12 protein-coding genes are annotated in these 11059 nt (G+C 63.8%); 3 read left to right on the top strand and 9 right to left on the bottom strand.

The genetic code is table 11. The annotated features are described in order from the left end of the window. The first annotated feature begins 55 nt into the window (after positions 1-55). Positions 56-589 (top strand): invasion associated locus B family protein, encoded by a 534-nt coding sequence (locus tag NKI31_RS06270; RefSeq protein WP_502899100.1) that lies wholly within the window; start codon positions 56-58, stop codon positions 587-589. Between the two features lie 55 nt (positions 590-644). Here NKI31_RS06270 and NKI31_RS06265 read toward each other — a convergent pair whose 3' ends face one another. The 9 genes from NKI31_RS06265 to NKI31_RS06225 form a co-directional block, all read right to left on the bottom strand. After that, positions 645-2153 carry an aldehyde dehydrogenase family protein gene (locus NKI31_RS06265; RefSeq protein ID WP_352650859.1) on the bottom strand — a complete coding sequence of 503 codons (1509 nt, stop codon included), beginning with the start codon at positions 2151-2153 and terminating at the stop codon, positions 645-647. Between the two features lie 20 nt (positions 2154-2173). Continuing rightward, positions 2174-2518 carry a cupin domain-containing protein gene (locus NKI31_RS06260; RefSeq protein ID WP_115139971.1) on the bottom strand — a complete coding sequence of 115 codons (345 nt, stop codon included), beginning with the start codon at positions 2516-2518 and terminating at the stop codon, positions 2174-2176. 22 nt (positions 2519-2540) lie between these two features. Next, positions 2541-2834, bottom strand: coding sequence for a cupin domain-containing protein (locus tag NKI31_RS06255; protein WP_352650857.1), 294 nt, complete (start codon positions 2832-2834; stop codon positions 2541-2543). A gap of 74 nt (positions 2835-2908) precedes the next feature. Then, the gene (locus NKI31_RS06250; RefSeq protein ID WP_023672949.1) at positions 2909-3259 is read right to left on the bottom strand and encodes a cupin domain-containing protein; all 351 of its coding nucleotides are present in this window, start codon (positions 3257-3259) and stop codon (positions 2909-2911) included. Beyond that, entirely contained in the window at positions 3256-4530 is a 1275-nt protein-coding gene (locus tag NKI31_RS06245) for a glycosyltransferase (protein ID WP_352650855.1), read from the bottom strand. Before NKI31_RS06245 ends, NKI31_RS06250 begins: the two co-directional genes overlap by 4 nt. A 9-nt stretch (positions 4531-4539) precedes the next feature. Beyond that, positions 4540-5613 carry an ABC transporter ATP-binding protein gene (locus NKI31_RS06240; protein WP_352650853.1) on the bottom strand — a complete coding sequence of 358 codons (1074 nt, stop codon included), beginning with the start codon at positions 5611-5613 and terminating at the stop codon, positions 4540-4542. Continuing rightward, positions 5610-6401: an ABC transporter permease gene (locus NKI31_RS06235; RefSeq protein WP_023672946.1), complete on the bottom strand. Its 792-nt coding sequence runs from the start codon at positions 6399-6401 to the stop codon at positions 5610-5612. Before NKI31_RS06235 ends, NKI31_RS06240 begins: the two co-directional genes overlap by 4 nt. 186 nt (positions 6402-6587) lie before the next feature. Then, positions 6588-7430, bottom strand: coding sequence for an ABC transporter permease (locus NKI31_RS06230; RefSeq protein ID WP_023712268.1), 843 nt, complete (start codon positions 7428-7430; stop codon positions 6588-6590). Positions 7431-7524: 94 nt separating this feature from the next. Then, positions 7525-8589, bottom strand: a complete 1065-nt coding sequence (locus NKI31_RS06225; RefSeq protein WP_023686655.1) for a polyamine ABC transporter substrate-binding protein — start codon at positions 8587-8589, stop codon at positions 7525-7527. Positions 8590-8824: 235 nt separating this feature from the next. Here NKI31_RS06225 and NKI31_RS06220 point away from each other — a divergent pair, with 235 nt between their 5' ends. Together NKI31_RS06220 and NKI31_RS06215 are read left to right on the top strand one after the other, a co-directional pair. Continuing rightward, positions 8825-9763 carry a GntR family transcriptional regulator gene (locus NKI31_RS06220; protein ID WP_352650851.1) on the top strand — a complete coding sequence of 313 codons (939 nt, stop codon included), beginning with the start codon at positions 8825-8827 and terminating at the stop codon, positions 9761-9763. A 10-nt stretch (positions 9764-9773) separates the two neighbouring features. Continuing rightward, entirely contained in the window at positions 9774-11057 is a 1284-nt protein-coding gene (locus NKI31_RS06215) for a glycosyltransferase (protein ID WP_023685713.1), read from the top strand. Positions 11058-11059: the final 2 nt, after the last annotated feature.

Below are 11059 nucleotides of genomic sequence, written 5' to 3'. Positions count from 1 at the left end.
TGTTGTATCAACGCGCTCGGCGAAACCCTGACACGACGAGGATCGGGTGGCTTCATTGCTGAGAACCGTTTGTGGGCGGGCCGCCTGGGTCGGCGCGCTATGGCTGGTCGTGTCGGCAGGGTCGGCGCTTGCCGAAGAGCCGAAGTCAACCAAATCTGCCGAGACAAAGCCTGCAGAAGGCAATCCGTGGGCGCTAAACTGCGGATCAACCGGAACCGAGCTTCAATGCCAGGTTTCGCAAAACCTTACCGAGGCCAAGACGGGGCAGCGCGTTCTTACCGTTACGGTTCGCCGTGACAATGGCAATGGCAACCTCGCGATGCTGCTAGCCTTGCCGCACGGGCTGTTCCTGCCTTCCGGCGCCTCGTACCAGATCGACCAGGGGCAGAAGACGACCATTGCCATCCAGACCAGCGACCAGAACGGCGCCTATGCCGCGACCCCTTTGTCGGCGGACCTCGTCAAGGCGATGAAATCGGGAACCAACCTGAACATCGGCATGGAGTCGGTGACGCGCAAGCCGGTGACCATTCCGGTCTCGCTTGCCGGATTCACTGCCGCGATCGACAAGCTTCAAGCGTTGAAATAGCCGGCCTATCTCGGCAGATGCGTAAGCATCAGCTTACGTTGTGGACTGGCCGGGCTCACACGTGCTTGCGGCCGCCTGTCTCGCGGAACCAGCTGTCGGGGTAGGGGTACCACCAGTCCTGGATCGCCGGTCTGTGGTCGATGATGACCATCTTGGAGCGTCGGAAGGCGTCGAGTCCCTGGCGTCCCAGCTCGCGGCCAAGGCCTGATGCCTTCCAGCCGCCGAAGGGCAGGGCGTCATTGTCGATCAGCGGGTTGTTGACCCAGACCATGCCGGCCTCGAGCCGCTCGGCCGCTTCATGCGCCTCGGCGAGGTCGGTGGTGAACACCGAGGCGCCAAGCCCGAACGGGCTGTCATTGGCAAGCCGGATCGCTTCGTCGAAATCCTTTACGCGGCAGATGGCGGCGACCGGCCCGAAACACTCTTCGCGCACGATCGCCATATCGGGTGTAACCCCGGTCAGGATCGTAGGCTCGTAGAACCAGCCAGTGTTGTGCGCCGGCGGAATGCGCCCGCCGGCAACGGCTATAGCGCCGTTGCTGATGGCATCATCGACCAGCCGCATCACTTTCGCTCGCGCGGCCTCGCTGACCAGCGGGCCGATCTCGGTCTTGTCCATGCCATTGCCGATGCGCAGCGCCCGCGTCTTCTCGGCGAACAGCTCGACGAAGCGATCGTGAACCGAATCGACGACGAAGAAGCGCTCGGCCGAAGTGCACACCTGGCCGGTGAGGTGGAAGGCTGCGGTGACGCTGCCGGCAGCGGCCACCTCCAGCGGAGCGTACTCGCTGACAATCAGCGGATCGCTGCCGCCGGCTTCGATGACGCAAGGCTTCATGCGCTCGGCGCAGGCGACTGCCACGGCCTTGCTGGCGGCGACCGAGCCGGTGAAGGCGACAGCGTGGGTGCGCTCGGAGGCGATCAGCGCCTGCGCGGTGGCGGCCGTGCCAGGCAGGCAGGCGACCAGCCCTTCCGGCAGTGAACGGAACACCGTCATGTAGTCCAGCGTCGACAGCGTCGTCGCTTCGGCCGGCTTGATGACGCAGCCGTTGCCGGCGGCAAGCGAGGCCGCGACGGTCCAGCACATCAGCAGGATCGGGAAGTTGTAAGGCATGATGTGCACGGAGACGCCATACGGCTCGTAGCGCGCATACTGGAACGACCCGGCCTGCGTCGTACCGGCGATCTTGCCGGCGTCGTCGCGCGCCATCTCGGCATAGTAGCGGAAGATCGGCGCGCAATTCGCGATCTCGCCGATCGCTTCGGGATAGGGCTTGCCCATCTCGCGCACCATCAGCTCTGCGCAGCGCGTGAAGTCCGCCGCCTCGATGGCGTTGGCGACCGCATGCAGATGCTTTGCCCGGCTCTTGGCATCGAGTTTCTTCCAGGCGGCTTGTGCCGTGGTTGCGGCACACAGCACCGCATCGACCTCACCGTCCGTTGCGGCGGAGATCGAGCCGACGGTCTCCAGCGTCGCCGGATCGATCACCGGTTTTGCAGTGCCGGTCATCGGCCGGTAGTCCGGATTGACGAAGAAAGCCGGCCGTTCAGCGGAGAATTGCATGGTCGTCCTTTCAGGTCCGCTCAGCGGATCATGTAGACCTTCTTGATGGTCTCATGGACGGTGCAGACGCCTTTCCAGTCCTGCGGGAAGAACGCCGCCGTGTCCGGCTCGATCTCGATGACCTCGCCCGATTCGTGCACATAGGTGCAGCGGCCCTCGAGGAAGTGGCAGAACTCGTCGCGGGTGACATGGCAGTGCCATTTGCCGGGTGTGCAGACCCACAGGCCGCATTCGGAACGGCCCTCCGGCCCCTTGTAGAGCAGCTTGCCCGAGGTGTGGGATTGCCCCTCGATCATGGTCGGGATGACGCCCCAGTCGACGAGGTCGGTGATGGCAAGCGGGGATTGCATGATTGGCGTGGTCATGGCGATTTCCTTGAAAAAGTGCTCAGCGGCACATGAAGGCCTTGGTCAGTGTTTGCGTGATGGTGGAGGTGCCGGCCCAGCCGGCGGGGAAGAACACCAGCGTGCCGGCCCCGACCGGGGTCTCTTCGCCATCGTCGTGGACATAAGTCCCGCGACCCGACAGGAAATGGCAGAACTCGTCGGCGACAAAGGTGACTTTTCGCAAGCCGGGCGTGCACGACCACAGGCCGCATTCGCTCGATCCGTCCGGGTTCTGCGACAGGATTTGCCCGAGGCGCGCGGCGAGCCGGCAAGCGTGTTGCAGCCCGCGCCCCAATGCTCCAGTTCCACGGTCGAGGCTTTTGGCCAGTGCGGTGTCGGCATGTCCTGAAGCTCCACCACGCGGCGATGTCAGGCCAGCATGTAGACGTTGCGCATGGTCTCATGCACGGTGCATTCGCCTGTCCAGCCGGCAGGGAACATGACCACGGTCCCGGCTGCGACTTCTACCACCTCCCCGGCATCCGACCGGTACGTCGCGCGGCCGGCGACGAAATGGCACAATTCGTCGCGCGGAATCGAGAGCCGCCAGCGGCCGGGCGTGCAGACCCAGATGCCGGATTCCGGCTGGTTGTTGGGTCCTTTGTGGACAAGCCTGCCGGTCGAGTGCGACGCGCCGTCCAGCGCGTCGGACTGGGCGCCCCAGTCGACGAGGTCGGTGCGGGTGGAGGCTTGGTAGAGATGCGGGGCGGAGGAGGTCACAGCAGCGCCTCCAGCAGCCCGGCTGCCTTCTCAGGCCCGTTCTGGGCCTGCATCTGCGCCGAGGTCTTCGCCAGCCTGATCTTCATCTTGGGGTCAGTCAGGCAGGCTTCGATCCTGCTGATCAGCTGGGCGTCGCTCCAGTCGTAGCGCGGCATGCCGAAGCCGTGGCCGGTTTCCTGGACGCGGGTGGCGTTGTCGTGGCCGTCCCAGACATAGGGCATGATGATGGCCGGCTTGCCGAAATAGAGGCACTCTGTGAACGAGTTGTTGCCGCCATGGTGGATTACGGCATCGACCTGCGGGATGACTGAAGGCTGCGGAAACCAGCTCTCGACGATGACGTTGTCCGGCACATCCGTGTACTGGTCCTTGTAGCCGCCGACATTGACCAGCGCGCGGTAACGGGTCTTGCCCAGTGTTGCGATTATGCGCTTCAACAAATCGACATCGCCGGCGCCGAGGCTGCCGAAGGAGACATAGAGCAGCGGCCCGTCATTGTTCTCGGCGAAGGTCGGCACGGCGTATGGCTTTTCCTGCCGCACGCAGCCTTCGAGATACTGGAATTTCGTCGTATCAAGCGGATGGCGGCGTTTGAACTTTGCCGCTTCGGGATAGAGCAGCAGATTGAGATAGGGCGAGGTCTCGAAGAACTGACCGACCGGGTATGGCGCTTCATTGTTTGCGGTGAGGAAGGCGTTGAAGTCGTCGTGGATGGGCTTGATCACCGCATTGAAATGATCGCGATAGCGCTGGTGGCCCACATGGTCGTTCTCGCCGCAACCGGAGAGATGCGGCGGGATGTCCTCATCCTCGATCTCGTTTTCCGAGCAGGAGATGACGCGCACCCAAGGCTTGCCGAACTGTTTGATGGCCGGAAACAGGATGACATTGTCGACGCAAATGACATCAGGCTTGATGGCGGCCAGGACTCGCGGCAAATCCTTCTGCGCCCATTTGGCGCTGTCGACGATCGCGGTCCAGCAATCCTTCACGTAATTGTCGACCTGATCGTAGGGCGATTTGCGGAAGTTCGGGATGTGGCCGTTGATGAAGTCTTCCCAGAATTTCGCCATCTGCTCGGGCGGCATCGGCTCCGACAGGTTCACCGGATGCGCTTCGAAGCCGTAACCCTTGTAGACATCGACAAAGCCGGGGTCGGACAGGAACACTGCCTTATGGCCGCGCGCCTCGACCGCTTGCGCGATGCCGACCGAATTGAGCGCCGGGCCGTAGGCCGCTTCGGGAAAAAACGCGATCGTCTTCTGCGCCATCAAGCTCTCCTATTCCTGAAAAATTCTGACATCGGCGGCGTCCCAGCCGAGTTCGACCTGATCGCCCGACGAGACCGGCCGGCGGTCGGCGGCATCGGCGGTGACGCGCACCAGAAATGGTTTTGGCGACAGAGGCGTGCGGATATGCAACTGCAGGTCCAGCCCGTGATAGGCCAGCGCCTCGACCATGCCGGCGGTGCGGTTGGCGGTCTCGGGTGACGGGAACAGCCGGATGCGTTCGGGTCGCACCGAGGCCACGGCGGAAGCGCCGGGTGAAAGCGCGGCGGGAACCTTGCCGGCAATGCGCGCGCCGTTCGCGGCGATCACGCCATCCGCAGACACCTTGCCCGGTACGAAATTCATCACGCCGATGAAGTCGGCGACGAAACGGTCGGCGGGATGCTCGTAGATCGCATGCGGCGCGTCGCATTGCAGCAACTGGCCGTCCTTGAGCACCGCCATGCGGTCGGCCATGACGAGTGACTCTTCCTGGTCGTGGGTGACGATGACGAAGGTGATGCCGACTTCGTGCTGCAGGCGCTTCAGCTCCAACTGCATGGCGCCGCGCAGTTTCCTGTCGAGCGCCCCGAGCGGTTCGTCGAGCAGCAGCAACCGAGGCCGTTTGACCAGCGCGCGGGCGAGCGCGACGCGCTGCTTCTGGCCACCCGACAATTGCTCAGGCTTACGGTCGGCGAAGGGGACAAGCTCGGTGGTGGCCAGAATGGCCTCGACGCGGGAACGGATTTCAGCTTTCGGCAAGCGCTCCATCTCCAACCCGTAGGAGACATTGGCGCGCACGCTCATATGCGGGAACAGCGCGTAGGACTGGAACATCAGATTGACCGGCCGCTTGTTGGGCGGGGTCCGGGCGATGTCCTTGCCATCGAGCAGTATGCGGCCGTCGGTTGGCGTCTCGAAGCCGGCCAGCATGCGCAGCAGCGTGGTCTTGCCGCAGCCGGAGGGTCCAAGCAGCGCGAAGAACTCGTTTTCGCGGATGTCGAGCGAGATGCCGTCGACGGCGGTGACCCGGCCGAACTTCTTCGAAACGTTATCAATGGCCAGCAGCGTGCGCGGTTCGCTCATTGGCCGATGATCCCACGGTTGAGCCGCTGCGACAGGGTCAGCGCGGTGATGGATACCGCCATGACGATGGTCGCCAGCGCGTTGATCTCCGGCGTGATGCCGAAGCGGATCATGGCGTAGATCTGCATCGGCAGCGTCGTCGAGGCGCGGCCGGCACCGGCGGTGAAGAAGGCGATGATGAACTCGTCGACCGAGAGCGTGAAGGCAAGCAGAGCGCCGGCAATCACTGCCGGCGCGATGACCGGCAATGTCACACGCCGGAAGGTGGTCAGAGCCGAGGCGCCGAGGTCGGCGGAGGCCTCGACGATCGACCAGTCGAAACTCTTTAGCCTTGCGCGCACCACCGAGCAGACGAAGGCGAGGTTGAAGACGACATGGGCGAGGATGATGGTGTGCAGGCCCATGGTCAGGTTTAGCATGGAGAAGAACGACAGCAGAGCGATCGCCAGGACGATGTCGGGGATGATCATCGGTGCGAAGATCAGCGCCTCGAGACCCCTGCCGTATTGCCGGCGCATCTCGATGCCGATGGCCAGCAGCGTGCCGAGCAGCGTGGCGATGGCCGTGGAGACCAACGCCACGATCAGCGTGTTGAGCGCAGCGGAAAGGATTGCGGAATTGCCGGCCAGCGAGGCATACCATTTCAGCGAAAAGCCCGACCATGCCGTCGGCAATCCGCCTTCGTTGAAGGACAGCGCCACCAGCACGGCGATCGGGATGTAGAGGAAGGCGAAGACGAGGGTGAGGATCGTCCGCATGCCGAGCGTACGGGTGAAGGAATGGGTCATCGCCGGCCTCCGACAATTGGAGGGCAAGCGAACGACCAGAGTCCTTCTCCCTGTTCGCGGGTAGAAGCTACCGGCAGGCAGACGGGGGGCAGCGTTGAGCGTCGCAAAGGTTGACGCCGCCCCTCATCCGCCCCTTCGGGGCACCTTCTCCCGGTGAACGGGGAGAAGGCAAGAATTGCGCGGCGCTCAGCCATAGGCGTCACCCCTTGCCTCAGCCGCACGCCCCGCGGCGCGGTCGGCGGCGAGCGCCTGCGCCATCAGCACCAGAAGCATGATGGCGATCAGCGCCATCGCCAATGCCGCGCCAAACGGCCAGTCATTGGCGGTCAGGAACTGGTCGTAGACGAGGTTGCCGATCATCTGGAAGCGGCCGCCGCCAAGCAGCGCCGGGGTGACGAAATTGCCGATCGACAGCACAAAGACGAAGACAGCACCCGCAGCGATGCCGGGCACGGTCAGCGGCAGGATGACACGTCGGAAGGTGGTGGCAGCGGAGGCGCCGAGATCGCGTGAGGCCTCGGCCAGTTCCGGGTTGAGGCGTGACAGCGGCGCGTAGCAGGCGAGGATGACGAAGGGCAGATAGTTGTAGACGAGGCCTGCGATGACCGAGCCTTCGGTATAGAGCATCGAGGGCGGTTCGCCGGTGTAGCCGAACCAGCGCAAGAGCTGGGTGATCAGGCCTTCGCGGTTCAGCAGCACGATCCAGGCATAGGTGCGGATCAGGTAGTTGGACCAGAACGGCAGCACGGCGAAAAACAGGAACACCGGCTGCCACCGGCGCGGGGCGGCCGCGATCGCATAGGCGGCGGCATAGCCGATCACCACCGCGATCAGGGTCGCGGTGCCGGCGATACGCGCCGATTTGAGTAAGATGCCGGCATAGAGCGGGTCGAACACCAACCCGAAATTTTCCAGCGTCAAAGTGTAGTCGATGCCGCCATAGACGCCGCGCCGGAAGAAGGCGAGCGCCAGCACCAGGGCGCATGGGATAACCATCAGCGCGGTCAGCCAGACCAGCGCCGGGGCCATCAGCAGAGAGGAACGAAGTCGGGTCTGGGACAATTTCTCGGGTACCGCTCAGGGCCGGCGGCAGAAGTGCTGCCGGCCGTGAAGTCTGCGCCGCTTACTGCGCGGCCTTGATCTCGCTGACGATCTTGGAATAGTCGCGCTGGGCTTCGCCGACGTCACGCAACTGCTCGAACTTGACGAGATCGGCCACCGGCATCGCCATGTTGGGGAATTTGGCCAGGAAGTCGGCCGGCAGGCTTTCCATCGCCGGCTTGTTCGGCACCTTGTAGTCGATGTTCTGCGCCGCCCAGGCGTGGTTCTTGGCGTCGAGCATGAAGTTGATGAACTTGAAGGCGTCGTCCTTGTGCTCGGACGCCTTCATCACCACCATCGTGTCGACCCACAGGTCCGAACCTTCTTTAGGGATGACGTATTTGATCTCCGGCTTGTCGGCGATGCCGTAATTGCACCAGCCGTCCCAGGCCTGCACCATCAGCGCCTCGCCGGAAACCAGCTTGGAATAGAAGGTGGTGTCGTCATAGGCGAGCAGGGTCTTCTTGGCGGAGATCAGGAGGTCCTTGACCTCGGCCATCTTGGCCGGGTCGGTCTCGTTGACCGAATAGCCCTTGTCGAGCTGCCCGGCGGCCAGCAGCCAGCGATCGGTCGCCAGCATGGTGGTCTTGCCCTTCATCTCGTCGGAAGGGGCGAGCAGGTCGCTCCAGCTCGTGGGCGCCGTCTTGACAAGGTCAGAGCGGTAGCAGAGGCCCGTCGTGCCCCAGGTGTAAGGCACGGAGAAAGCGTTGCCGGCATCGTGCGGCAGCTTGGTCGCTTCGGGATAGAGGTTGGCGAGGTTGGGGATCTTGGCATGGTCGATCGGCTCGGTCAGGCCAAGCTTGTTTAATACTTCGGCGAAGGGCGAGGAGACGAAGACCACGTCATAGCCCTTGCCGCCGGCGGCAATCAGCTTGCCCATGATCTCTTCATTGGTGGCGTGCACCACCACTTCGCCGGCAATGCCGGTGGCGGTCTTGAAAGCGGCCATGGCGTCGGGTGCCATGTACCCATCCCAGTTCGAAATAACGAGGTCGGCTGCGGCGGCCGGCCCCGAGAGCGTCAGGGCGAGACCGAGAGCGATTGAGGATGTATTGAGCGCACGGCGCCGCAGGCTGGTAGCGGTCATGGCAGTCTCCCATTCGGTTTGATCGTCGAAATCATTTGCCGGACCAAGGCCGGCGACGCGCGCGCCTGCCTCGATCCTGTTCCCTCGGTCTTTTCTCGCCGATTGTGCCGACAGTACTATTGCAGAAAAAAGTACGTCAATCCATAATCTGTCAACCGACGGAGGAATTTGGCCGATTGTCCCTGTTCCGGCGATCAGCCAGACCAATGCGCCACATTCGCATTCGAGAAAAGTCATGCAAGCCGTAGCCAGACGACCTCGCACCAACCATCTCGATCTGGCGCAGCGCATCCTGGATGTGGCGCGGCAGCGTGGCTTCGAGCCTGGCGCCCGCCTGCCCGAACAGCAGATCGCCTCGCTGTGCAATGTCTCGCGCACGCCCGTACGCGCCGCACTCGGCCTGCTCGCGGAACGGGGCGTGGTGCGCTGGGAGGCCGACAGCGGTTATCATCTGACGGTCGACCTCGCCGCCCAGCCCGCCGTTGCCGCCGAACTACCTAGTGCGGAGGAAGACGAGCTCGCCGAAGCCATCCTGCGCGACCGCTCGGCGCGACGGTTGGACCAGACGGTGACCATCGCGGGGCTGATGCGACGCTACGACGCTGATCGCAAGACGGTACTAAAAGCACTTAACAAACTGACCGACGAGAATCTTCTGGATCGTGCGCCTGGGCAATCCTGGTTGTTTCGCCGCGCGCCGGACGATCCGGAGGCGCAAGGCGAAAGCTACGAGTTCCGCCTGGTGCTGGAGCCGGCGGCCATCCTGACGCCAGGCTTTCGGCTGGACGGGGCGCGGGCAGCAATGTTGCGGCAAGGCATGGAAGCGCTTGCAGCGCTGCCGGACGAGACATTCGACACGCGCGAGTTCCAGCGGCTGGACATGGATTTTCATGGCATGATCGCCGAGGGCTGCGCCAACCGTTTTGTGTCGGATGCATTGGCCGATCATCTCCGCCTGCGCCGGCTGCCGGGCATCTATTCCGGCGTCAACGTGTTTCGGCTGCGGCAATCGTTGCGCGAACACTCGGGCATACTCGACTATCTTGAAAGCCGGCAGTATGAGGTGGCTGCCGATCTGCTTCGCATCCACCTGCGGCTCTCCCGCAGCCAGCGACCGCAAGCAGCCAGCCGCGGAGCTCCCGCACTGTTCGGCATGATCAGCCGGCCGGATTGAAGAGGAATAATTGACGCGTAAAGCCAGCCCGACCATCGCGCTGTTTCCCGAAGCCAGTTTCGGCGCCGCGTTGAATTGCGTCGGTATCGCACAGGCATTGCGCGCACGGGGCGCTCGCCCCGTCTTCATCTGCCATGCCGGCTTCTCCGGCGTCTTTACCGACTATGGCTTCCAGGAATACCATCTGCCGACGGATGAGCCGCTGAGCGACAGCGAGCGGCAGAGCTATTGGCAGGCCTTCGTGCGCCGGCACCTGCCGCATTTCCGGCTGAGCCCGATCGACCAGCTCGAGACCTATGTCGCGCCGACCTGGCAAGCGATCGTCGACACCGCCGTCAACGCCGAGGCGCCGCTGCGCCAATTGCTGGCGCGGCTGAAGCCGGATGTGGTGGTGCTCGACAACGTCATCATGTTCCCGGCGATCGCCGCCGCCGGCTGCCCGTGGGTGCGCGTCGTCTCCTGTGCCGAGACGGAACTGCCGGATGCCGAGGTGCCGCCCTATCTCTCGGGGATGGGTGCCGACGACCCGCAACGTGCGGCGTTCGAAGCGCGCTATCTCGCGGCCTCCGCACCCGCGCATGAGCGCTTCAACCGTTTTCGCGCGGATGCCGGCCTGGCGCCGTTGCCCAAGGGCCTGTTCCTCGAGACATCACCCGACCTCAATCTGCTGCTGACGCCAGCGATCGTACGGCGTGAGCGGGCCGAGCCGCTCGACCCCAAACGCTTCGTTTATCTCGAAGGCTGCGTGCGCTCGGAAGGGCCGTTCGAGGTGCCGGTGTTTCCGCGCAATGGCGGGCCGCTGGTCTATGTCAGCTTCGGCAGTCTCGGCGCGATGGATGTCGGGCTGATCGAACGCATGCTCGCCGTCTTCGACCGGCTGCCGGCGCGCTTCATCGTCAATGCCGGCGGCCTGCGCGACGCCTATCGCGCGGTGCCGGACAATGTCTATCTCGACGCCTGGTTTCCGCAGCCTTCGGTGGTGGCGAAGTCGGACCTGTTCATCCACCATGGCGGCAACAACAGCTTTTGCGAGGCGCTGCGCTTCGGCGTGCCGTCGCTGATCATGCCCTATTGCTGGGACGGTCACGACAATGCGCAACGCGCGGGAGAGACAGGTGTCGGCGACCATATCGGCCGCGACGCCTGGACGGAAGGGGGATTGGAGAGAGCCATTCTCGGCCTGCTGGCCGACGATGCGATGCGCGCCCGCCTCAGGGACAATGCTGCCAAGATGGCGCTGACCCCTGGAACGGATGTGGCCGCGCAAGCCATACTCTCTCTCATAGGTACGTGAAC

Source organism: Mesorhizobium sp. M0659 (assembly GCF_040320605.1).
Classification (GTDB): Bacteria; Pseudomonadota; Alphaproteobacteria; order Rhizobiales; family Rhizobiaceae; genus Mesorhizobium.
Note: the sequence above shows the minus strand (reverse complement) of the source record. Positions and strands in the feature narration are given on the sequence as shown.

Excerpts from the sequence above, each read along its gene's own strand:
- NKI31_RS06240 (WP_352650853.1), bottom strand. The coding sequence starts at position 5,613 with ATGAGCGAACCGCGCACGCTGCTGGCCATTGATAACGTTTCGAAGAAG.
- NKI31_RS06260 (WP_115139971.1), bottom strand. The coding sequence starts at position 2,518 with ATGACCACGCCAATCATGCAATCCCCGCTTGCCATCACCGACCTCGTC.
- NKI31_RS06265 (WP_352650859.1), bottom strand. The coding sequence starts at position 2,153 with ATGCAATTCTCCGCTGAACGGCCGGCTTTCTTCGTCAATCCGGACTAC.
- NKI31_RS06235 (WP_023672946.1), bottom strand. The coding sequence starts at position 6,401 with ATGACCCATTCCTTCACCCGTACGCTCGGCATGCGGACGATCCTCACC.
- NKI31_RS06245 (WP_352650855.1), bottom strand. The coding sequence starts at position 4,530 with ATGGCGCAGAAGACGATCGCGTTTTTTCCCGAAGCGGCCTACGGCCCG.
- NKI31_RS06225 (WP_023686655.1), bottom strand. The coding sequence starts at position 8,589 with ATGACCGCTACCAGCCTGCGGCGCCGTGCGCTCAATACATCCTCAATC.
- NKI31_RS06230 (WP_023712268.1), bottom strand. The coding sequence starts at position 7,430 with ATGGCCCCGGCGCTGGTCTGGCTGACCGCGCTGATGGTTATCCCATGC.
- NKI31_RS06220 (WP_352650851.1), top strand. The coding sequence starts at position 8,825 with ATGCAAGCCGTAGCCAGACGACCTCGCACCAACCATCTCGATCTGGCG.